General features: G+C 66.1%; 18 protein-coding genes and 1 tRNA gene. 8 read left to right on the top strand and 11 right to left on the bottom strand.

Annotation, left to right across the window (positions count from 1 at the left end):
- Positions 1-107 precede the first annotated feature (107 nt).
- The 7 genes from ACREPD_RS07425 to ACREPD_RS07455 all read left to right on the top strand — a co-directional run bounded on the left by ACREPD_RS07425 (position 108) and on the right by ACREPD_RS07455 (position 6,882).
- A complete protein-coding gene (locus ACREPD_RS07425; protein ID WP_431598724.1) occupies positions 108-401 on the top strand; it encodes a DNA adenine methylase in 294 nt (97 codons plus the stop codon).
- Between the two features lie 161 nt (positions 402-562).
- On the top strand, positions 563-1,000 hold the full coding sequence (locus ACREPD_RS07430) for a hypothetical protein (RefSeq protein WP_431598725.1): 438 nt from the start codon (positions 563-565) through the stop codon (positions 998-1,000).
- A 220-nt stretch (positions 1,001-1,220) separates the two neighbouring features.
- Complete coding sequence (locus ACREPD_RS07435) at positions 1,221-3,353, top strand: TonB-dependent siderophore receptor (protein WP_431598726.1); 2,133 nt, start codon at positions 1,221-1,223, stop codon at positions 3,351-3,353.
- Positions 3,347-3,646, top strand: coding sequence for a hypothetical protein (locus tag ACREPD_RS07440; RefSeq protein ID WP_431598727.1), 300 nt, complete (start codon positions 3,347-3,349; stop codon positions 3,644-3,646). Before ACREPD_RS07435 ends, ACREPD_RS07440 begins: the two co-directional genes overlap by 7 nt.
- Positions 3,646-3,909: a hypothetical protein gene (locus ACREPD_RS07445; RefSeq protein ID WP_431598728.1), complete on the top strand. Its 264-nt coding sequence runs from the start codon at positions 3,646-3,648 to the stop codon at positions 3,907-3,909. The genes ACREPD_RS07440 and ACREPD_RS07445 overlap by 1 nt, the downstream gene beginning before the upstream one ends.
- A gap of 10 nt (positions 3,910-3,919) precedes the next feature.
- The gene (locus ACREPD_RS07450) at positions 3,920-5,482 is read left to right on the top strand and encodes a PepSY-associated TM helix domain-containing protein (protein ID WP_431598729.1); all 1,563 of its coding nucleotides are present in this window, start codon (positions 3,920-3,922) and stop codon (positions 5,480-5,482) included.
- Between the two features lie 323 nt (positions 5,483-5,805).
- Positions 5,806-6,882, top strand: coding sequence for a serine hydrolase domain-containing protein (locus ACREPD_RS07455; RefSeq protein WP_431598730.1), 1,077 nt, complete (start codon positions 5,806-5,808; stop codon positions 6,880-6,882).
- On the opposite strand, the gene ACREPD_RS07460 is transcribed toward ACREPD_RS07455, so the two are convergent.
- Together ACREPD_RS07460 and ACREPD_RS07465 are read right to left on the bottom strand one after the other, a co-directional pair.
- Positions 6,851-8,458 (bottom strand): winged helix-turn-helix domain-containing protein, encoded by a 1,608-nt coding sequence (locus ACREPD_RS07460; protein WP_431598731.1) that lies wholly within the window; start codon positions 8,456-8,458, stop codon positions 6,851-6,853. The two genes, ACREPD_RS07455 and ACREPD_RS07460, sit on opposite strands and share 32 nt — an antisense overlap.
- A 76-nt stretch (positions 8,459-8,534) precedes the next feature.
- The gene (locus ACREPD_RS07465; RefSeq protein ID WP_431598732.1) at positions 8,535-9,707 is read right to left on the bottom strand and encodes a glycoside hydrolase family 18 protein; all 1,173 of its coding nucleotides are present in this window, start codon (positions 9,705-9,707) and stop codon (positions 8,535-8,537) included.
- A 196-nt stretch (positions 9,708-9,903) separates the two neighbouring features.
- On the opposite strand from ACREPD_RS07465, the gene ACREPD_RS07470 reads away from it, so the two are divergent.
- Positions 9,904-10,896, top strand: coding sequence for a hypothetical protein (locus ACREPD_RS07470; protein ID WP_431598733.1), 993 nt, complete (start codon positions 9,904-9,906; stop codon positions 10,894-10,896).
- A gap of 85 nt (positions 10,897-10,981) precedes the next feature.
- Here ACREPD_RS07470 and pnp read toward each other — a convergent pair whose 3' ends face one another.
- From pnp to ACREPD_RS07515, 9 genes are all read right to left on the bottom strand, one after another.
- Complete coding sequence (pnp, locus tag ACREPD_RS07475; RefSeq protein WP_431598734.1) at positions 10,982-13,090, bottom strand: polyribonucleotide nucleotidyltransferase; 2,109 nt, start codon at positions 13,088-13,090, stop codon at positions 10,982-10,984.
- Positions 13,091-13,240: 150 nt separating this feature from the next.
- Positions 13,241-13,501, bottom strand: a complete 261-nt coding sequence (gene rpsO, locus ACREPD_RS07480; protein WP_421570586.1) for a 30S ribosomal protein S15 — start codon at positions 13,499-13,501, stop codon at positions 13,241-13,243.
- 164 nt (positions 13,502-13,665) lie between these two features.
- On the bottom strand, positions 13,666-14,574 hold the full coding sequence (truB, locus tag ACREPD_RS07485) for a tRNA pseudouridine(55) synthase TruB (protein WP_431598735.1): 909 nt from the start codon (positions 14,572-14,574) through the stop codon (positions 13,666-13,668).
- A 76-nt stretch (positions 14,575-14,650) separates the two neighbouring features.
- Entirely contained in the window at positions 14,651-15,064 is a 414-nt protein-coding gene (gene rbfA / locus ACREPD_RS07490; RefSeq protein WP_431598736.1) for a 30S ribosome-binding factor RbfA, read from the bottom strand.
- Between the two features lie 67 nt (positions 15,065-15,131).
- Positions 15,132-17,774, bottom strand: coding sequence for a translation initiation factor IF-2 (gene infB, locus ACREPD_RS07495; protein WP_431598737.1), 2,643 nt, complete (start codon positions 17,772-17,774; stop codon positions 15,132-15,134).
- Between the two features lie 95 nt (positions 17,775-17,869).
- Positions 17,870-19,381 carry a transcription termination factor NusA gene (gene nusA / locus ACREPD_RS07500; RefSeq protein WP_431598738.1) on the bottom strand — a complete coding sequence of 504 codons (1,512 nt, stop codon included), beginning with the start codon at positions 19,379-19,381 and terminating at the stop codon, positions 17,870-17,872.
- Positions 19,382-19,385: 4 nt separating this feature from the next.
- Positions 19,386-19,976: a ribosome maturation factor RimP gene (gene rimP, locus ACREPD_RS07505; RefSeq protein ID WP_421570580.1), complete on the bottom strand. Its 591-nt coding sequence runs from the start codon at positions 19,974-19,976 to the stop codon at positions 19,386-19,388.
- An 802-nt stretch (positions 19,977-20,778) separates the two neighbouring features.
- Positions 20,779-20,855, bottom strand: a tRNA-Met gene (locus ACREPD_RS07510).
- A gap of 74 nt (positions 20,856-20,929) precedes the next feature.
- Positions 20,930-21,829, bottom strand: a complete 900-nt coding sequence (locus ACREPD_RS07515; protein WP_431598739.1) for an RHS repeat-associated core domain-containing protein — start codon at positions 21,827-21,829, stop codon at positions 20,930-20,932.
- Positions 21,830-21,833: the final 4 nt, after the last annotated feature.

A 21,833-nucleotide genomic window follows, 5' to 3' on the forward strand; every position in this document is an offset into this window, starting at 1 on the left:
GGCGGCACGTCAACGCAACACACGCGTTCGCCGCGTGCCTTTGGCCGAGACCCTGCGCCCTCGCGAGGACGGGGTCATTCTGACCAAACCCTATCTCAGACTGAGACATGTCCTTACCGATATTCCCCTGGCCTGGCGTCAAGCGCCGCCTGATCAAGCACCTGTATGCCCATTTCCCCGCGCACAACACCTATGTGGCGGCCTCTGCTGGCGGCGTGGCAGCTCTCCTTATGAGGCCGGTCCCCGCCCAGCTCGAAGCCCTCAATGACGTCAACAGCGATCTGGTGACCCTTTACCGGTGCGTCAGGTACCACCTGGAGGAGCTCGTCCGGATGTTCAGCTTGTCCTTGGTGAGCCGGCAGATGTTCGAATGGGCAGCCATGGAACGGCCGGAGAGCTGATCATCAAAAGCTGGGATGACAGGCAGACATCTTTGTTATAGCTGCAGGACAAACTGTAGCCAATCTCGAACACATGTATAACGTTGATTTTTAAAGCTTTTCCTCCTGATCGACCGGAGCTATAGTTCTGTCCGAACATCCCCTTACGACAAGGAAAAGACATGGCCAACACCGCTCTCAGTTCCTCTCACGCCCCGCTGCCGTCTGCTGGCGCCCCAGACCAAAACGCAGACAATTTGCTCAAGGCATTGGTTCTGGCTGCTCACCTGGGCTACCACGCCTCCGTGACGCTCATGGTGGGAGGTACTCTGGTGACGGGCACCATCATCGAAGGGGGAAGGTACTTGGACCACCTTCTAGACGCGGTGGCCCTGCCCACTGATGGCTCTGCCGAGGAGGTAAGGACTGCCTTAGGCAATTTCCGCGACGCGTATCTCCAGGGCCAAGTGTTTGAGGCAGGCAGATTGGGATTCATTCATTTGGAAGGCGCCAAGTTCTTCCTGCCCGGCGCCCCACAGCCACAGGTGGCCGATGGCGAGGGGGTGCTCTGGCGAGGGAGACTGGAGCAGGTCACCGGATTCTCGGTGGTCGCTTGCTAACACAGACACTATGAAGGCCCCGGACGGGGCCTTTTTTTGTGACTTTGAACGCCGTAATTGCGCGCTCGCAATCCAAGTGTCCGCCGTTAGCAATCCTCCTGTCCGCCTACAACCGGTTCACGCGCGGATGAACGGGGAGTTGTGGCGAACGAAAACAGCAATGATTACCATGTGCAGATCGCCCGCACCCCTTGCCGGGCCTGCCTTTCCAAGGATTGCCATGTCGTTTGCCGCCCCCACGGCCGCTGCCGCCCTGCCCCGCGTGCTCTGCATCGCCCTGCACGCCGCCCTGTTCGCCACCCCGGCGGTCGCCCTGGCGCAGGCCGGCGACGCGGCGCGGACGCTGGACACGGTGCAGGTCACCGCCCCGATTGCCACCGATTCGGGCAGCGCGACCAAGACCGATACCCCCCTGCGTGAGATCCCGCAGTCGATCTCGGTCATCACCGACCGCCAGATGCGCGACCGGGGCATCCACGGCGTGGAAGAAGCGGTGTGGTACACCGCCGGCGCGCAGGGCGGCCAGTACGGCGATGACACCCGCAGCGACTGGTTGCTGGTGCGCGGCTTCAAGCCGGCGCGCTACCTGGACGGCCTGGCCAGCGTGGAAGGCACCTGGACCGGCGAATCGCGGATCGAGCCGTACGGGCTGGAGCGCATCGACGTGCTCAAGGGCCCGGCGTCGGTCAACTACGGCGCGATGCCGCCGGGCGGCCTGGTCAACTTCGTCAGCAAGCGCCCGCACGCCAACCAGGCGCAGGAAGTGGAACTGCAGGTGGGCAACTACGGCCTGAAGCAGGCCGCGTTCGATATCGGCGGCGCGCTCAACGACAGCGGCACCGTGCTGTACCGCCTCACCGGCCTGGCGCGCAACAGCGACAACATGATCGACCAGGTGCACGACGACCGCTACTACATTGCCCCGGCGGTGACCTGGACGCCGAACGACGCCAACGCGCTCACCGTGCTGGCCCGTTACCAGAAGAACGACACGGTGGAGGCCGGCGGCTTCCTGCCCTACGAGGGCACCATGGTGCCGGGCGCGAACGGGCGCTACATCCGCCGCAGCTTCTTCGGCGGCGAGCCGGGCGTGAACGACTACACCAAGGAAACCGCCTCGCTCGGTTACGAATTCCGCCACGACTTCGGCGATGAAACGGTGTTCGCGCAGAACGTGCGCTACACCTGGGCCGAGGTGGATGCCAGCGCCGGCTCGCTGGGCCTGTTCGGCCTGGCCGCGCCGGGCAGCACCGAACTGGTGCGCTACTACTACCCGCGCATGAACACCTCGCGCAGCTTCGCCATCGACAACAACCTGACCTTCCACTTCGCCACCGGCGGCGCGGAACACACGCTGCTGGCCGGGCTGGATTACCGCCGCTCGAAAGACGACTACGCCTCGGCATTCGCCTTCGGCGCCCCGCCGCTGGATGCGTACAACCCGGTCTACGGCGCGCCGGTGACCGTGCCCGACTACAGCTCGCGGCAGGTGCAGACGCAGGGCACGCTGGGGCTGTACCTGCAGGACCAGATCCGCATCGACCGCTGGCTGGTGACGCTGGCCGGCCGCCAGGACTGGGTCGGCACCGATACCGACCAGCGCATCGGCACGCTCAGCTCGGCGCACCAGAGCGATGACCAGTTCTCCGGCAAGGTCGGCGTGAACTACCTGTTCGACAACGGGCTGAGCCCGTATGTGAGCTGGTCGCAGTCGTTCCAGACCACCATCGGCACCGACTTCGCCGGCAAGGCGTTCTCGCCCACCACCGGCGAGCAGGTCGAGGCCGGCATCAAGTACCAGCCCGACGGCGGCAAGCTGCTGCTCACCGCGGCGGTGTACCAGATCGACCAGGACAATACGCTCACCGTCGATCCGGACCACACGCTGTTCTCGATCCAGCAGGGCCAGACCCGCGTGCGCGGCGGCGAGCTGGAAGGCCGCTGGAACATCGGCCAGGGCCTGAGCGTGTATGGCGCCTATACCCACCTGGATGCGAAGGTGCGGCAGAGCACCGATGCGGCGTCGGTCGGCAAGCGCGTGGCGCTGGTGCCCAAGCAGAGCGCCTCGCTCGGCGCCGATTACACCTTCACCCAGGGCGCGCTGAGCGGCTTCGGCTTCGGCGGTGGCGTGCGCTACAACGGCGGCATCTACGGCGACATCTACAACGACTGGTACACGCCGTCGTTCACCCTGTTCGATGCGGCCGTGCATTACGACCGCGGCCCGTGGCGCGTGCAGGTCAACGCCAGCAACGTGACCGACAAGGAATACGTGTCGGCCTGCAACAGCAGCACGTGGTGCTACTACGGCTACGCGCGCACCGTCACCGCCAGCGTGCGCTACCAGTGGTAAGTGCCGACACGCTGGCGCTGCTGTACTGCGGCCTGGCCGGCGCGGCGTCGGCGTTTTCGGCGCTGGCGTTCTATGCCGCTTCGCCGCACTGCCGCTGGCCGCGCCTGCGGCGTGCCGGGCGGCTGGGCAACCAGCTCGGGCTGATCGCGGCCGCCACCTCGCTGTGGCTGTGGATGGGCCAGCTCGGGCTGGCCACCGGGTTCTGCGTCACGCTGGCCGGCTGGATGCTGACCGCACTGGTGCTGCCCTACCTGGCCGCCTGGACGCGGCCGGACGCGGAGGCGCGGCGCTGATGTGGGCACGTGCACTGGCCGGCCTGGTGGCTGGTTTCTTCGTGGCCGCCGCCGCGGCCGGGTTGATCGCCTGGCTGCCGCCGGGCCCGTGGCAGGCGGTGATCGTGCCCAGCATGGTCGCCTTCATTCCGTTGTGGATGCTGGCCGCGCTGTGGGCGTTTGCCTTCCGTACTGGCGTGCGCGCATGGGTGTGGCTGGGCGCCAGTGCGGCCACCGGCTTTGCATTGCTGTGGCTGCTGCGCCACTTCCACTGGGTGCAGTGAGGCCTATCCCATGAAATTCAGTTCGCTCACCCTGCGTACCTTCACCACCGTGCACACCTGGGTTGGCCTGGTGGCCGGCTTCGCGCTGTTCGTGGCGTTCTATGCCGGTGCGATCACCGTGTTCCATCATGACCTGCCGTTGTGGCAGTCGCCGCAGGGCATGGAGCAGCCGGCGCAGACGCTGGACGATGCGCAGCGGCTGCTCGATGGCGTGCTGGCCAAGCACCCCGATGCGCGCAAGCACGTGGGCATGACCTTCCCCGGTGCGGAAACGCCGCAGTCGATCGCGTACTGGCAGGACGCCAAGGGCACCTGGCTGTTCGCCTGGGCCGACCACGTGGACGGCAGCCCCACCCCGCCACAGGCCGGCCTGGCCGAGCTGGTCAACGAGCTGCACTACACGCTGGGCCTGCCGGTGGCCGGCATCTACCTGATGGGCGTGGTGAGCCTGTTGTACGGGCTGGCGCTGCTGTCGGGGCTGGTCATCCACCTGCCCAAGCTGGTGGGCGACCTGTTCGCGTTGCGCCCGGGCCGCAACCTCAAGCAGATGTGGCAGGACGCGCACAACGTGATCGGCGTGCTCAGCCTGCCCTTCCACCTGCTGTTCGCGGTGACCGGTGCGCTGCTGTGCCTGATGTTCCTGCAGATGGCCGCGCTCAATCCGTTGATCTACGACAACAACGTGCTGGCCGCGTTGCCGGCCGCGACCGATACCGCGCCGATCCGCGCACCGGCCAATGAACCGGTCCGTGCCGGCAGCCTGGCGATGCTGCATGCCCGCGCGATCGCGGTGGCCAACGACCAGGGCCAGGTGCGGTTCGAGCCGGCCTACCTGAAGCTGGCCAATGCCGGCGATGCCAACGCGGTGATCGAGATCACCGGCGACGGCGGCGTGTCGTTGGGGCCGCTGGGTGCGGTGGCGATGGATGCCAACACCGGCGACGTGCTGCATACCCAGCTGCCAGGCCGCCGCGATGCCAACCACGCCACGCTGGCCACCGCCTATGCGCTGCACTTCGGCGAGTTCGGCAACGGGCTGGTGCCGTGGCTGTACTTCGCGCTGGGGCTGGGCGGGGCGTTCCTGTTCTATTCGGGCAACCTGCTGTGGATCGAGTCGCGCCGCAAGCGCCGCCAGGCTACGCAGGGGCGCGCGCAGATCAACATGGCGCGGGCTACGGTGGGCGTGTGCATCGGGCTGTGCGTGGCGGTCTCGGCCGCGTTCGTGAGCGTGCAGCTGCTGGAGCACCTGGCGCCGGCGCACGCGGACCGTGGCATGCGCTGGGTGTGTTTCCTGGTCTGGGGCGGCTGCGCCCTGTGGGCGGCGCTGCGCAAGCCGGCCAAGGCGGCGGTGGAGCTGCTGTGGGCGGCCGCCATCGTGACCGCGCTGATCCCAGTGGTGCACGGCGCGATGAGCGGGCTGTGGCTGTGGACGAGTGCCATGCACGGCTATTGGCCGCTGTTCTGGGTGGACGGTGTGGCACTGGCGATGGCGCTGGGCTTTGCCGCGATGGCGCGCGCAACGCGGCGCCGCGCGGTGCATGGCGACCCGAACAGCGTGTGGGCGAACGCCTGATCATAGGGATGGGTTGGGGCCGACCACGGACAACGCTCGGAGCGTGCCTTGGTAGGGTCGGTTCCCAAACGACCGCCGATAGCGGTGATCGGTTCGGTAACGCATGACCTGCAACGGAGGTGCGCGCGGAATGCGTCGCCCCATTCGAGGTCATGCGTTACCGAATGCTGCGGCGTTATCGGCAGTCGTTTGGGAACCGACCCTACCGACAATTACATCGCCCGATGCAGGCCGGGCGGCGGTTTCAGAAATCTTCAGGCGCTTTTCCAGCACTTCAGATGCGCTGCTGGCGTAGTGGGCCCCTCACCCAAGGAGCTCCACCCATGCGTCGAACTGCACTGCGATTCCCCGGCCTGATCCTGTCCCTCGCCACCTGCCTGCCCCTCGCCGCCATGGCCGCGCCGGCCCGGCTGGACCCTGCCCCGCTCGCCGCGCTGGAGGCGGCCATCGCCAAGGAGGACATCAAACAGGTCACCAGCGTGCTGCTGCTGGTCGACGGCAAGGTGGCCTACGAGCACTACTTCAATGGCGCCGATGCGCAGACCCTGAACGATGTGCGCTCGGCCAGCAAGAGCGTGACCGCCCTGCTGGTCGGCGCGGCCATCGGCGACGGCCACCTGCCCGGCGTGCAAGCGCGCGTCTACGACTACTTCCCCGAATTCACCGCGCAGCACACCGTCGATCCGCGTCTGCTCGGCACCACGGTGGAAGACCTGCTCACCATGAGCAGCCTGTGGGAGTGCGATGACCAGAACCAGTTCTCCAGCGGCAACGAAGAGCGCATGTATGTCACCGAGCGCTGGCTGGACTTCGCGCTGTCGCTGCCGGTGAAGGGCTTCGCACCGTGGATGACCCGGCCCGAGGACAGCCCGCACGGCCGCGCGCATGCCTACTGCACCGCCAATTCGTTCGTGCTGGGCGCGGTGGTGGAACGGGCCACGAAGATGCCGCTGGCCGACTACGCCGCACAGGCGCTGGAGCGCCCACTGGGCATTGCCAACAGCCACTGGAACCGCTCCCCCGAAGGCATCGGCATGGGCGGCGGCGGCACGCGCTACCGCAGCCGTGACCTGGCCCGGTTGGGCGAACTGGTGCTGGCCGGCGGCCGCTGGCAGGGCAAGCAGCTCGTCCCCGCCGCCTACATTGCCGCCATGGTCCGCCCGCAGGCGGAGACCGATGACGGCAGCGACTACGGCTACCAGTGGTGGGGCCTGAAGCTGCCGGTGGACGGCAAGGAAACCACGGTGTGGGCGATGTCCGGCAATGGCGGCAACTACGTGTTCGTGATGCCGGAGAAGAAGCTGGTCGCGGTGGTCACCAGCCGCGCCTACAACCGCAACTACGCCCACCCGCAGTCGCGCCGCGTGCTTACCGAGTTCCTGTTGCCGGCGCTGCGCTGAGGCCGTCCAGATCGGTCGGGCGCCAGGCCGCTGCCAGCACCTGCGCCCGTTGCGCGGCCACGTCGGCATCGATCCGGGCCAGTAGGCGCTCCCAACCGGGCGCCTGCCGCAGCGGCAGGAACAGCGGCGTGACGCGCAGCCACGCCGCATCGCGGAATCCCGCGTCCACCGCGCGGTTCAGGTCGGCGACCGCCGCATCGGCATCGCCCTGCGCCTGGTGCAACAGCGCCCGCTCCAGGGCCGCATCCGGCCAACCATCGTCGGCCTGCCCGCTCACCGTGTGCAAGCGGCCGGCGATCCACTCCGGGGCCGGCTTGCCGGCCCCCTGCTGCAGGCCGGCCAGGGTCTGCCCCAGCGACTGCAGCGGACGCAGCAGACGGCCGCGCTCGAACGCCTCCGCCGCCCCCTGCGGGTCGCCACTCATCAACAGCAGTTCGCCCTGCAGCCGCTGCAGCTGCGGGTGCGGGGTGCCGCGTGCGAGTGCCTGGTCCAGCGCCTGCTGCGCCTTGTCCCGCTCGCCCATGTTCATCAGCGCACGCGGCCACGCGATGTTGCTGAAGACGTTGTCCGGGTATAGCTGGAAGTTGCGCGCATGCCGTCGTGCGGCGACGTCGGTGAAGCCAAGCAGTTCAAGTTCGCGCGCGACCTGCACGTCGCGGAAGCGGATCCGCTCGGGCGCGCGAAGACTGAGGTTGGCCTTGAGCGCTTGCGCAAGGTGGCCCTGCTCCTGCTGCAGGTACGCCAGCGAGGCGCGGGTGCGCTCGTCGTCGGGATCGCGCAGCAATGCCTGTTCGTAATCGGCCATCGCCTGCGGCATCGCGCCGAGACAATCGTGGGCATAACCGCGCAGCGCATGCGCCGCTGCATCGTCGGGTGCGGCCTGCAGCACCTGCCCGGCAAGCAGCAGCGCTTCCTGCGCGTTATCGTGCTTGCCGTTGAACAGGCAGGCGTCGGCCGCCAGCGCGCGCGCGAGGCCACGGCGCGCCACGCTCGAATCCGGATCGATCTGCAGCGCCTGGCGGTACAGCACGATCGCCCGTTCGTTGTTGCTGGCCTGGCCGATGCCGGCGTAGTACGCGGCGCGTTGCAGGACCGGATCGGCCGGTGAGCGCGGCACGCTGCCCGGCCACGCGACGATGACGGCGACGACGGCGCCGGCAGCCGCGACACCTGCGGCCAGCCAGACCCATCGGCGGTGACGGTTGCGCTGCGGCGCCTCGATGGCCGTCGCAGCTGCTGCAGCCACTGTCTGCGCTTCGGGCGTGAACGGCTGCACGGGCGCGCACAACTGATACCCACGGCCGCGCACGGAACGCACGTAGCGCGGCTGGCGGCTGTCATCGCCCAAGGCCTGGCGCAGCAGTTTCACCCGCTGGCTGATGGCATCTTCGCCCACCACCGCCGGCGCCCACACCTGCTGGGCCAGCGTGTCGAAGTCGACCACGTCGGTGCCGTGCTCCAGCAGGCAGTCCAGCAGGCGCCAGCTGAGCCCGCTCACCGGCAACAACTCGTCGCCGCGCCGCACCTGTTGCGAGGCGCGGTCGATATGCAGATCCAGCAGCTGAACGCTCGTCATGCCGGCAAGCATAGTGCAGGCCCGCCCGGGGCGTTACACCCCAGCAACCCCGGGTGCAATCAGCGCGCGGTCAACGTCACTTGAACGGTGCGGCCATGGCCTTCAACAGGCTGGCCTGGTCGTCGTCGCCGGTCAGTTCCCAGGTGAACACGCCGCGCAGTTTCTGGTCCTTGGCATAGTCCGCGCGCAGCGCGATCGAGGTCGGGTCTTCGTAGCTGATGAAGACCTTCTCCGCCGCATTGAACAGCCACGGGCTCTGCGCCACCGGATGCCAATGACGCCGCCAACCGGGCTTGTCCAGGAACTCACGCTGGATGCGGCGCCAGTCGCCTGCATCGAACGGCGCGCTGTAAGGCTGGTACAGGCCGTCGGCAGATTCGGTGGTGACCTTGAAGCCGCGCCCATAGAACGGCACGCCCAGCACCAGCTTGTCATCCGGCACGCCGTGCTGGCGGTAGTACTGTACGGCGCCTTCCACGCTGTTCCAGCGGCGCTGCTCCGGTGCGAGCGGGTCCTGCGGCACCTCGCGCAGCGGTGCGTTGAAGGTGGACACCTTGGAGAACCCGGTGCCCATGTCGTAGCTCATCAGGTTGATGAAATCGAGCGCCTTGCCCAGTTCCTTCAACTCATAGCTGAGCGCGGGATCGTACGGGCCGTCGGTCTGCACGCGGCCAGCCGGCAGCGCGGCGGTGAGCAGCCGGTGCGGGCCACGACCGCCGTCGAGCTCGTCCAGCTGCCTGCGGAACTCCTGCACCAGCAGGGTCATGTTGTGGCGGTCTTCAGGACGGTCGGTGATCTCCAACGGGCCGCCGGAGACCGGGAATTCCCAGTCGATATCCACGCCGTCGAAGCTGCCGCGATGCTGTTCGAAGAACAGCGCCACGCAGGAGCGCACGAAGCGTTCGCGGCTCTGTGCAGTTAGCGCGGCGTCGGAGAACCCGCCGGCGTTCCAGCCGCCGATGGAAATCATCGAGTGCAGCTGCGGGTGTTCGCGCTTCAGCGCGGCCAGCGCCTTGAAGTGCGCCGGCGCATTGTCATCGACCACGCACTTGCCATCGTCGATACGGGCGAAGGCGTAGAACAGGTGGGTCAGCGTATCGGCGGGAATCGCGGACACCGGGTAACGCTCTGCCGAGCCGCCGGGGTAGTAGGCGCCGATCACGGCGTTCGACGGCGTTGCGGCATGGCTGGCGAGCGGGAGCGCAACCGCGATGGCGGCACCCAGCAGGGAAGCAGATAGACGGGACATGGCAACTCCGGGGACCAGGATGGGCCAACGTTAACAAGGCGCGAGGCGTCGTGGCCGGATGTCCTGCGAATCTGTCCAGCGGACACGCCTACGGCCGGTGCGGCGGTCACGTAGCGACCCGCAGGTGACCAGAGGCGGTGGCATGACGGCAAGCAGCCCAGCTATCGTGTGCACTACTTTCCCGCATGCGATGACCATGGACGATCCGGTTGAATCCGCCGACAAGGCAGCGCTCAACGCGCTGTACGACCGCGCCTACGCCACCTTCGACAACGGCGACCTGCACCAGGCCAGCGCGCTGTTCGGCGAACTGACAGTGCACCGCCCCAATGTCGCCTACCTGCACTACATGCGCGGGCTGGCGCACAAGTATCTGCGCGACTGGCCGGCGTCGTTGGAGCACAACCTGCGCGCGCAACAGGTTGAGGAAGAATTCGACGAGGCCTCTGCCTGGAACGCCGGCATTGCCGCCACCGCGCTGGGCGACTGGGCCGAGGCCCGCCGGCAATGGGCGCAGTGCGGCATCAACGTTCCGGACGGAGACGGCCCGATCGAGTCTGATTTCGGCATGGTCGCGGTGCGGCTCAATCCGTGGGGCGCTGGCGAGACGGTATACGCGCGCCGCATCGACGTGGTGCGCGCGCGGTTGTTGAACGTGCCGCTACCCGAGAGCGGGCACCGGTTGTTCGACATTGTGCTGCACGACGGCGCCAAGACCGGCGAACGCGTGTCCGGGGACCGCACCTATCCGGTCTTCAACGCGCTGCAGACGCTGCAGCGTTCGGACCACCGTACGTATGTGGCGTTTGTGCAGTGCCCGACCGTGGAAGACAAGGAAGCGCTGGAAGCTGCGGAACTGCCGGGCATCGGCTTCGTGGAAGACTGGACGCATTCAATCCGGCACCTGTGCCTGCGCTGCAGCTATGGCGTGGGGCATCTGCAGGAGCACCCGAAGGATGCCACCGATGCGGGCAACGATGACTGGAAGGTGGAGCGTCAGCTGGGAATCGGTGCGCAGGGCAAGGCGGCGGTGGAACGCCTGCTGGCCGATTGGGTGGCCGCTGGGCCCGGGCGGCGGGTGGATGCGATCAAGAGCCGGGAGGTCGAGGCTGAGGGGCCTGCCGAGGGGTCGGTGTGGTGGCGGGGGTTTGAGGACGAGGATGATGATCAGGATCAAGATCAGAAGTAAAAAAAACGGGCCTGAAGGCCCGTTTTTTCTTGACGGGGTGACGACCAACGGTCGTCACCTACCCTCGTAATCAGCCTTCGGCTGATTACTCGGCCGAGGCGCCTTCGCCTTCCTCGACGGCCTTCATCGACAGGCGGATACGGCCCTGCTTGTCGACTTCCAGCACCTTGACCTTGACCACATCGCCTTCCTTCAGCTTGTCGCCGACCTTTTCGACGCGCTCGCTGGAGATCTGCGAGACGTGGACCAGGCCGTCCTTGCCCGGCAGGATGGTGACGAACGCACCGAAGTCCATGATCTTGGCGACCTTGCCTTCGTAGATGCGGCCCGGCTCGACGTCCGAGGTGATCTGCTCGATGCGGGCCTTCGCAGCCTGCGCAGCGATGGCGTTGACCGAGGCGATGACGATGGTGCCGTCATCCTGGATGTCGATCTGGGTGCCGGTTTCCTTGGTGATGGCCTGGATGGTGGAACCACCCTTGCCGATCACTTCGCGGATCTTGTCCGGGTGGATCTTGATGGTCAGCAGGCGCGGCGCGTAGTCCGACAGCTCCTGACGCGGTGCGGTCAGGCCGTGGGCCATTTCGCCCAGGATGTGCAGACGGCCAGCCTTGGCCTGCTGCAGTGCCTGCTTCATGATCTCTTCGGTGATGCCTTCGATCTTGATGTCCATCTGCAGGGCGGAGATGCCCTCAGCGGTACCGGCGACCTTGAAGTCCATGTCGCCCAGGTGATCTTCGTCACCCAGGATGTCGGACAGGACGACGAAGCGCTCGCCTTCCTTGACCAGACCCATGGCGATACCGGCCACCGGCGACTTGACCGGCACGCCGGCGTCCATCAGGGCCAGCGACGAGCCGCAGACCGAGGCCATCGACGAGGAGCCGTTGGATTCGGTGATTTCCGAGACCACGCGGATGGTGTACGGGAAGGCTTCCAGCGACGGCATCACTGCCAGCACGCCGCGCTTGGCGAGACGGCCGTGGCCGATTTCGCGACGCTTCGGGCCCATCATGCGGCCGGTCTCACCCACCGAGTACGGGGGGAAGTTGTAATGGAACAGGAAGTTGTCCTTGTACTCACCGGACACGGCATCGATGACCTGGCCATCACGGGCGGTGCCCAGGGTGATGGTCACGATGGCCTGCGTTTCACCGCGGGTGAACAGCGAGGAACCGTGGGTACGCGGCAGGATGCCGGTCTTCACGGCGATCGGGCGGACGGTGTCCAGTGCGCGGCCGTCGATGCGGACCTTGGTGTCCAGCACCGAGTTGCGCATGGTGCTGTATTCCAGCTCGCCGAATTCCTTCGACAGCTCGGCCGGGTTCCAGCCTTCAGCGGCCACGCGGCCAGCCAGCGACTCGACCACGTCCTTCTTGATCGCCGAGATGGCGTCACGGCGCTGCAGCTTGTCGCGCACCTGGAAGGCTTCGCCCAGACGCGGGCCGATGGCTTCCTGCAGGGCGCTGATCAGCACGTCGTTCTTGGCCGGGGCGACCCAGGTCGACGGCTTGGTGCCGGCTTCCACGGTCAGCTCGTTGATGGCGTTGATGACCTTCTGCATTTCGCGGTGACCGAAGGTCACGGCGCCCAGCATCACGTCTTCGGACAGCAGCGCGGCTTCGGATTCCACCATCAGCACGGCGTTGGCGGTACCGGCCACAACCAGCTCCAGCTCCGAATCCTTCAGCTCGGTCACGGTCGGGTTGAGGATGTACTCACCGTTCTTGTAACCGACCTTGGCAGCGGCGATCGGACCCTTGAACGGGGTGCCGGCCAGCGACAGGGCTGCCGAGGCGCCGATCAGGGCAGCGATGTCGCCATCGATGTCCGGGTTCAGCGACATCACGGTGGCGATGATCTGCACTTCGTTCTTGTAGTCTTCCGGGAACAGCGGACGGATCGGGCGATCGATCAGGCGCGAAATCAGCGTCTCTTTTTCGGTCGCGCGGCCTTCGCGCTTGAAGAAGCCACCCGGGATACGGCCACCGGCGTAGAACTTCTCCTGATAGTCACAGGTCAGCGGGAAGAAGTCCTGGCCCTCACGCGCGCTCTTGGCAGCCACGGCGGAGACCAGCAGCACGGTGTCGTCGAACTTGACGATGACGGCGCCACCGGCCTGACGGGCGATTTCGCCGGTTTCAAGCGTGACGGTGTGCTTGCCGTACTGGAAGGTTTTGGTGATTTTTGCCACGGGGGATGTCCTTGGGGAAATGCTGTCTTCGAATGGACCGCGGGCGACCCTTGCCGCCGACGGGTGACCGGAAGTCCGGTCCTGGCGTTTGATGCGGTACTGCCAAAACAAAACCGCGGCGCATTCCTGCGCCGCGGTGGGGATTCTTGCTTAGCGACGCAGGCCGAGCTTTTCGATCAGGGCCTTGTAACGCACGCCGTCTTTCTTCTTCAGATAGTCCAGCAGGCTGCGGCGGCGGTTGACCATCTGCAGCAGACCGCGGCGGCTGTGGTGATCCTTCTTGTGGGTCTTGAAGTGGCCGGTCAGCAGTTCGATGCGGGCGGTCAGCAGGGCGACCTGGACTTCCGGGGAGCCGGTGTCGGTGGCGCTGCGCTTGTTGTCTTCAATGACTTTCTGGGTGTCGACGGACATGGTGTTGTTTTCTCTTGGATGCGTGGCCCGCAGAAACGTCCCATTGACGTACCGCGCGACTCGCCGTTAACGAAAGGATGAATCCGCAGAATGCGGACAAGCCTGAAAAGGCCGCGAAATTGTAACGGTGATGGCCCCCGGGGACAAGCGCCGGGTAGCCGGGCTCACAGGTTGAAACACCGCTGCGGGGACAGCCGGCCGTTCTCGTCGACCTGCCCGAGCCCCAGGATGTGGGCATCCGGGCCGTACACAGCCACGGTGCCCTGCGCCCAGGCCGGATCGCGCAGGCGCTGGCCCACGCTGAAGCGCGGTGCCTGTTCAGCATCCAGCTCCACCTGCGGATAGCCCGCCAGCCCGGCGCCCAGCGGCAGCAGCAGGGCTTCCATGGCGGCCTCGTCGCCCTGCTCCGCCAACGCACGCAGGGCGTCGAGGGTGACCATGGGGGCGTCGCGGAACGGGTCCACCCACAGCCGCCGCAGGCCGGCGATGTGCGCGCCGCAACCCAGAGTTTCACCCAGGTCGCGGGCCAGGCTGCGGATGTACGTGCCTGAACCGCAGGTCACGCGCAGGCGCAGGCGGGTGGGCTGCTGGTCCAGCACTTCAATGGAATGGACCTCGACATCGCGCTCGGGCGCGTCGATGGTCTCGCCCCGGCGCGCCTTCATGTAGAGCGGTTCACCGCCCTGCTTGAGCGCCGAATAGATCGGTGCACGCTGTCGTATTTGACCCGTCAGCGGCGCCAGTGCGGCGTCCAGCTGCGCAGGGGTGATCGCCGGCACCGGGCGCTCGAGCAATACGATGCCGTCCGAATCGTCGGTATCGGTGGTCTGGCCCAGCACCACCTCGGCGTCGTAGGCCTTGGCCGCGCCCAGCAGCAGGCCGGCGATCTTGGTGGCCTCGCCGAAGCACAGCGGCAGCAGGCCGGTCGCCAGTGGATCCAGGCTGCCGGTATGGCCGCCCTTCTCGGCGCGGAACAGGCGGCGCGCCACCTGCAGCGCGGCGTTGGAGCTCATGCCGGTGGGCTTGTCGAGCAGCAGGATGCCGTCCAGGCGACGGAAAGTAATTTTGGGCATGGGTTCCGCCGGGGTCTATCGCGCAGCCAGGCATGGCCTGGCTCTACGTGACAACAGCCCTTTCGGGCTGTTGTTTTTATTCGGGTTTGGTGTCGCTGCCGTCGTCGTCTTCGGCGTCGGCCTCGCGGCTTTTCTCGGCCGCGACGGTGTCGGGCAGCTCACGCAGGATGTTGTCGATGCGCTCGCCACGGTCGACCGAATCGTCGTAGTGGAAGTGCAGCTCCGGAACGTGGCGCAGCTTCATGGCCTTGGCCAGGTCCATGCGCAGTTCCCAGGCCAGTTCCTTCAGGCCCTTCATCGCTTCGGCCGAACGCTCCGGCATCAACGCGGTGACGAAGATCTTGGCATGGGCCATGTCACGGGTGATTTCGACGTCGGAAACGCTCACCGAAGGCAAGCCGTGCACGCGCACCAGGTTGTGCACAAGCGTACCCAGCTCACGGCGGATCTGGGCGGAAACACGGTCGGTTCGATGGAAGGTTTTCGGCACGAGGAACTCTTTGAATGGGGTTGCGGTTTACGGCAGGGCCCGACCGTGGGTCGGGCCCCGTTCCACATTACAGGGTGCGCGGCACTTCGATACGCTCGAAGCACTCGATCTGGTCACCCGGCTTCACGTCGTTGTAAGCCTTCACGCCGATACCGCATTCGGTACCGTTGCGGACTTCCTCGACGTTTTCCTTGAAGCGGCGCAGCGATTCCAGCTCGCCTTCGAACACCACCACGCTGTCGCGCAGGACGCGGATCGGCTTGCTGCGCTTGACCGTGCCTTCGATGATCATGCAGCCAGCGACCGCACCGAACTTCGAGCTGCGGAACACGTCGCGGACCTGCGCGATACCGATGATCTCTTCGCGGATTTCCACGCCGAGCAGACCGGAAGCCACCTGCTTCACCTGATCGATCACATCATAGATGATCGAGAAGTAACGCAGGTCAACGCCGTTGGATTCGATGATGCGACGGGCCGAAGCGTCCGCACGCACGTTGAAGCCGATGACGGTGGCCTTGGAGGCGACGGCCGAGTTGGCGTCCGACTCGGTGATGCCGCCCACGCCGGAGTGGATCACGTTGATGCGGATGTCGTCGTTGGACAGTGCCACCAGTGCCTGGCTCAGCGCCTGCACCGAACCCTGCACGTCGGCCTTGATCACCAGGTTCAGCACCTGCTGGCCATCGCCCTTGCCCAGGGTCGCCATGATGTCTTCCATGCGGCTGCCGGCAGACTGCACCAGGCGCGATTCACGGCGCTTGGTTTCGCGCTGCTGCGCGACGTCCTTGGCCAGGCGCTCGTCCTCGACCACGACGAAGTCGTCGCCTGCATCCGGCACGCCGGACAGACCCAGCACCTGCACCGGAATCGACGGGCCAGCCTGGTCGGGCTGCTTGCCGGTTTCGTCGAACAGGGCGCGCACGCGGCCGTACTGGATACCGCAGACCAGGTAGTCGCCCTTCTTCAGCGAACCCTGCTGCACCAGCACGGTGGCGATCGGGCCACGGCCCTTGTCCAGCGAGGACTCGATGACCACGCCGCTGGCGCGGCCTTCGGCCGGCGCCTTCAGTTCCAGCAGTTCGGCCTGGATCGAAATCGCGTCCAGCAGGTCGTCGATACCGAGACCGGCCTTGGCGGAGATTTCGACCATCTGGGTGTCACCACCGAAGTCTTCGGACACGACCTGCTCGGTGAGCAGCTCGTTCTTGACCCGCATCGGGTCGGCACCGGACTTGTCGATCTTGTTGATGGCCACGATCAGCGGCACACCGGCGGAGCGGGCGTGCTGGATCGCTTCCTTGGTCTGCGGCATCACGCCGTCGTCGGCTGCAACCACCAGCACCACGATGTCGGTCAGCTTGGCACCGCGGGCACGCATCGAGGTAAACGCAGCGTGGCCCGGGGTATCCAGGAAGCTGATGACGCCCTTCGGCGTTTCAACGTGGTACGCACCGATGTGCTGGGTGATGCCACCGGCTTCGCCCGTGGCGACCTTGGTGCGGCGGATGTAATCCAGCAGCGAGGTCTTGCCGTGGTCGACGTGACCCATGATGGTCACCACCGGCGGACGTGCCACCGGCTGGCCCTGCTCACCTTCGTTCAACGCCAGCAGCGCGTCTTCGGCGTCGTTGGTGTTGGCACGGATCACGTTGTGGCCGAGTTCTTCGGTCACCAGCGCGGCGGTGTCATGGTCGATGGTCTGGGTGATGGTGGCCATCACGCCCATCTTGAACAGCGCCTTGACCACATCGCCGCCCTTGACGGCCAGCTTCTGGGCCAGGTCGGCCACGGTGATGGTGTCGCCGATGGTCACGTCACGCACGATCGGTGCGACCGGCCGTTCGAAACCATGGGCACCACCGCCGCTGCGCGACTGGTTGCTGTCGCGGCGACCGCCGTGCTGCACGCGCCCGGTCGGACGACCGCGCGAGTTGCTGTTGTTGCCGCGACGCGCGCGATCGGCGGCCGACAGATGCAGCTGGCCGGCGAACCGGTTGCCACCATCGTCGTCGCGCTTGGCGCCCGGGCGGTTGTTGTTGTTGTTCGAGTTGCGGTCGTCTGCACGTGCAGCCGGACGGGCCGGCGACGGCGCGGACGGACGCGCGGCACGGGCCGGCGCTTCGCTGGCAGCCGGGCGGGCCGCAGGCGCTACCGGTGCCGGCGGTGCATTCTTCGCCGCTTCGGCAGCGGCTTCAGCCGCCTTGCGCTCGGCTTCGGCGCGTTCCTTCGCGTCGATCTCTTCCTGGCGCTTGCGTGCGATTTCTTCGTCGCGCGCACGGTCCTTCTCGGCCAGTGCGCGCTGTTCGTCCAGATTGCGCTGGCGGGATTCCTCCAGCTTGCGCAGGATGTCGGCGCGCTCCTCATCCGGCGTCATCGCCTTGCCACTGGCGTCCTTGGCGTAGGTGCGCTTCTGGCGCACTTCCACGTTGACGGTGGTCTTGCTGCGGCCGGCGCTGACGGTCACTTCCTGCACCTTGCGACGGTTCAGGGTGATCTTCTTGGCGGCGTCGTCGGCGTTCTCGACGGGCTGCTCTGCCTTGCCATGCGAACGACGAAGGAAGCCCAGGAGCTTCACCTTCTCGGCGCTGGTCACGACCTGGTCGGGACCGCTGAACTTCATGCCCGCTCCGGCAAGTTGTTCAAGCAGTTTTTCGACCGGCGTATTGACCAGTTCGGCAAGCTTGCGGATGGTGGTTTGCTGCGACATTCGGATCCTATGATCTGGTTGGCGCTCCTCCGAAACGGGCGAAGGCAGCGCGGAGTCTAAGCCCTGATCGGGTCAGGGCACTGTTCATCGCTGGCTCATTCGCCGCGCTCCAGGCGGGCGATCTCCTCGGCTCGGGCGGCAAGGACAAGGGCGACGGCGCGCTCCTGATCCATGTCCTCGATGCCGAACTCGAGGATCTCGTCGGCGGCCAGGTCCGACAGGTCCTCACTGGTACGCACGCCATGGCTGGCCAGGGCGTAGGCGGTTGCCTCGTCCATGCCTTCCAGGGCGAGCAGGTCTTCGGACGGCGAACCGTCTTCCATACCCTCTTCCACCGCCAGCGCTTCGTTGAGCAGCGCGTCGCGGGCACGGGCACGCAGCTCTTCGACGATGTCTTCGTCGAAGCCTTCCACGGCCAGCAGTTCGCCGATCGGGACGTAGGCGATTTCTTCCACGGTGCCGAACCCTTCGGTCACCAGGATGGCGGCGATTTCCTCGTCCACTTCCAGCTTGTCCATGAACAGCTGGCGGGCAACGCTCTGCTCGGCCTCGGACTTGGCGGTCACCTGGTCCTGGGTCATCACATTGAGCTGCCAACCGGTCAGGCGGCTGGCCAGGCGCACGTTCTGGCCGCCCTTGCCGATCGCCTGGGCCAGGCGCTCTTCCGCCACGGCCAGGTCCATCGAGTGCTTGTCTTCATCGACGATGATGGACTGCACTTCCGCCGGCGCCATCGCATTGATGACGAAGGTGGCGGGGTTGTCGTTCCACAGCACGATGTCCACGCGCTCGCCATTGAGCTCGTTGGACACGGCCTGCACGCGCGAACCGCGCATGCCGATGCAGGCACCGATCGGATCGGTACGCGCATCGTGGGCGAGTACGGCGATCTTGGCGCGGTCGCCCGGGTCGCGTGCACAGGCCTTGATCTCGACCAGGCCCTGGCCCACTTCCGGCACTTCGAGCTTGAACAGCTCGATCATGAATTCCGGCGCGGCGCGGCTGATGAACAGCTGCGGGCCACGCGGTTCCGAACGGACTTCGGCCAGGTAACCGCGCACGCGGTCGCCAGCGCGCAGTACGTCGCGCGGAATGCCCTTGTCCTTCGGAATGAAGGCCTCGGCGTTGCCGCCCAGGTCCACATAGATGTTGCCGCGCTCGGCGCGCTTGACCACACCGGTGACCAGTTCGCCCACGCGGTCCTTCCACGCATCGACCACCTGCTGGCGCTCGGCTTCGCGCACGCGCTGGACGATCACCTGCTTGGCGGCCTGTGCGGCGATACGGCCGAAGTCCGGGTTTTCAATCTGCTCTTCGATGTAGTCGCCTACTTCCACGCCTTCGGCTTCGTCGATGGCATCCATCAGACGCACCTGGCGGTCGGGCGATTCCATCACCACGTCATCGGCCACCACTTCCCAGCGGCGGAAGGTTTCGTAGGTGCCGTCCTTGTGGTCGATCGACACGCGCGCCAGCACTTCCTCATCGGGATAGCGCTTCTTCGCGGCCGACGCCAGTGCTGCTTCGATCGCATCGAAGATCACTTCACGCGGAACGCCCTTTTCATTGGCGACCGCATCCACTACCAGCAAAAGTTCCTTGCTCATTGGCTCACTCCGCGCGCGGCTTCTTGGCCGCCGGCTCGTTGGATGGTTTCTTGTTCGCCTTGCCACCCTGCTTGGGCGCCGGGCCAGTCGGTTTGGTCGGAGCCAGGCCGAGAGCGGCCCAGTCCGGCATGATGCGTGCCTTCTCGATATTGTCGACGTCGGCGGTAAACGGGGAATTGTCGACCTTGAAGGTGACGGTGTTCTGCTCGGCATCGACGCCGAGGATTTCGCCCTGCAGGCGACGGCGGCCGTCCTGCGGCAGCTTCAGCGTGACCTTGGCCGACTCGCCCACCGCGCGCTCGAACTGCTCGAAAGTGAACAGCGGGCGGTCAACGCCCGGCGAGGACACTTCCAGCGTGTAATTGGCGGTGATCGGATCTTCCACGTCCAGCTGGGCCGACACTTCGCGGCTCACGCGCTCGCAGTCGTCGATGTTGACGACGCGCTCGGGCTGTTCAGCCAGCGGCACGTCGATGTACAGGCGCAGCGTTGCACCGCCCGGGGCAGTCAGATATTCCACACCCAGCAGCTCGAGACCCAGCGACTGAACGGTGGGGGCGAGCAGATTCGCGATTTCGGTTGCCTTGTCGCTCACAGTCTGCCTTGATTCGTTGAAAGAGGTACTGGGCCGGCCAGTCACGCTGGACCGCTCCCACTGAACATGTTCCGGAAACAACAAAGGGCCCGCTGGGCCCCTTGTCCGGTACAACTCCGGTCATGCTGGATTCCGGTTGCAGACCATGCGCGGTGCATGATGCTGCGAGCCCAGTCTTCCGGGGGGTCACGGCGCCCTGAAGACAGGTCGTCGTTCCTGGAAGCCGGTCGCGAGCCCCTTCACATCCATGAAAGCGATGAATTCAGGGAACCCGCCAAGCCGCTGATGATAGCGGTTGCACCGCGCTGGTGCAATGGCCTGCGCCTGATCCCGCCCTGCCCGGCGGTCGCCTGTTCCGCATGGCCGGGTGCCGGCCGCCGGCTGCCGCCTGCACCGCATGGCCGGCTCCCGGCCACCGCCGGCACCGCAGGGCCCGCTGCGGGCACCATCATGCTACGGCCCGCGACGGTAGGGTCGCGCCCCGGCCGACTGCACGGAAACGGCCACCACCCGTTAACGGCATGAAAACTGAACGAAACCGCCCCAATGCATGACGAACGCAGAGGCCTGCCCCGTTCCATGGTCATGCAGTCCCCGAACGGTGCGCGGCCCCGGGCAGTCGGCTGGGGCGCGACCCTACCACCAGCCACGGTCACCCGCGCCACCCATTGCACCGCCACGCGAAATGCGGCCCGCACCGCCCACGCGCGCACGCACGCAGCCCAATCAAACACAACGAAAAAAGCGACCTCGTTGCCGAGATCGCCTTTTCGTCTACTGCATCTGCACTGCAGAATTTCTGTGGTAGCGGGGGCAGGATTTGAACCTGCGACCTTCGGGTTATGAGCCCGACGAGCTGCCAGACTGCTCCACCCCGCAGCAGAAGCGGAATTGTAATGGAACCTGGCATTGGCCGCAACCCCCTCAGTCACCCTGACTTCTTCCCGACTGTCTCAAGGGGGCGCGCCACCGCGGCGGCGCGCGCCGCGCACCCACGCCGCCTGATGGAGCTCCGTGTTGCGAATCGCCGTTGCCGCCCTCTCGGCACCCTGCTGGGGGTAGAACATCATCGACCTGCGCTGCCCGAATGCCTTGAGCTTGCCCCAATCCACCTGGACCGGCCCGTAATACGCTTTGACCTTCGCCTGCATTTCGTTGGCGATCACTTGCCCCTGAGGCGCCGCGCCGTCTGCAGAATGGCACGACAGGAATTTGATCTGCTTCCGACCATCAACCCCATGCTGCCTGAGCACTTTGCTCATCTGTATCCCATCAAGTGCCTGGTCCCCCACCGCCGTGACGTGCCGGCCACCATGAACCGAAACGGCCACATGGCTACGCCGCTGCTTGATGCTCAAGGCACCCTCCGGCTTGAATGGCACCGGCCGGTTCGAACGAATCGAACGAATCGAACGAAACGCATGCACTCCTCCCACCACCATCGAAGCGACGCCAAGCGCACCCGCTATCGCGCCAAACATGCGCGCCTCTCTGCCCTTTCCCTGCCCGTCCATCACCACTGCCGCAACCCCCATGCCCACCGCACCCACTGCCATCAGCGCCGCCATCGGCACCAGGAATTGCCCGCTCGGATCCGTGTGATTGACAGGGTCGCAACTGCAATAGGCATAGCTGTTGATGCCGCCCTCGTCGAATGGACTCATGCTGTCGGGGCTGTGAAACCGCATCAGCACCGGGTTGTACACGCGATAGCCGTTGCCGAGGAATTGCCAGCAGCCGCCCGGCTCATGCAGCTCGCCGTTGTAGCCAAGCCAACCCCAATTCTGCGAGAGAAGAAACGCGCCTTCTCGGCCACTTCGACCAGACGAATAGGTGTGAGACGGTGACGACATGGCA

The organism is Stenotrophomonas sp., from assembly GCF_050737075.1.
GTDB lineage: Bacteria > Pseudomonadota > Gammaproteobacteria > Xanthomonadales > Xanthomonadaceae > Stenotrophomonas.

Bases quoted from the DNA above. Each gene is read 5' to 3' on its own strand.
- ACREPD_RS07450 (WP_431598729.1), top strand. From the start codon at position 3,920: ATGAAATTCAGTTCGCTCACCCTGCGTACCTTCACCACCGTGCACACC.
- ACREPD_RS07460 (WP_431598731.1), bottom strand. From the start codon at position 8,458: ATGACGAGCGTTCAGCTGCTGGATCTGCATATCGACCGCGCCTCGCAA.
- ACREPD_RS07455 (WP_431598730.1), top strand. From the start codon at position 5,806: ATGCGTCGAACTGCACTGCGATTCCCCGGCCTGATCCTGTCCCTCGCC.
- ACREPD_RS07470 (WP_431598733.1), top strand. From the start codon at position 9,904: ATGGACGATCCGGTTGAATCCGCCGACAAGGCAGCGCTCAACGCGCTG.
- ACREPD_RS07435 (WP_431598726.1), top strand. From the start codon at position 1,221: ATGTCGTTTGCCGCCCCCACGGCCGCTGCCGCCCTGCCCCGCGTGCTC.
- ACREPD_RS07430 (WP_431598725.1), top strand. From the start codon at position 563: ATGGCCAACACCGCTCTCAGTTCCTCTCACGCCCCGCTGCCGTCTGCT.
- ACREPD_RS07445 (WP_431598728.1), top strand. From the start codon at position 3,646: ATGTGGGCACGTGCACTGGCCGGCCTGGTGGCTGGTTTCTTCGTGGCC.
- nusA (WP_431598738.1), bottom strand. From the start codon at position 19,381: ATGAGCAAGGAACTTTTGCTGGTAGTGGATGCGGTCGCCAATGAAAAG.
- ACREPD_RS07465 (WP_431598732.1), bottom strand. From the start codon at position 9,707: ATGTCCCGTCTATCTGCTTCCCTGCTGGGTGCCGCCATCGCGGTTGCG.
- truB (WP_431598735.1), bottom strand. From the start codon at position 14,574: ATGCCCAAAATTACTTTCCGTCGCCTGGACGGCATCCTGCTGCTCGAC.
- ACREPD_RS07515 (WP_431598739.1), bottom strand. From the start codon at position 21,829: ATGTCGTCACCGTCTCACACCTATTCGTCTGGTCGAAGTGGCCGAGAA.
- infB (WP_431598737.1), bottom strand. From the start codon at position 17,774: ATGTCGCAGCAAACCACCATCCGCAAGCTTGCCGAACTGGTCAATACG.
- ACREPD_RS07425 (WP_431598724.1), top strand. From the start codon at position 108: ATGTCCTTACCGATATTCCCCTGGCCTGGCGTCAAGCGCCGCCTGATC.
- rpsO (WP_421570586.1), bottom strand. From the start codon at position 13,501: ATGTCCGTCGACACCCAGAAAGTCATTGAAGACAACAAGCGCAGCGCC.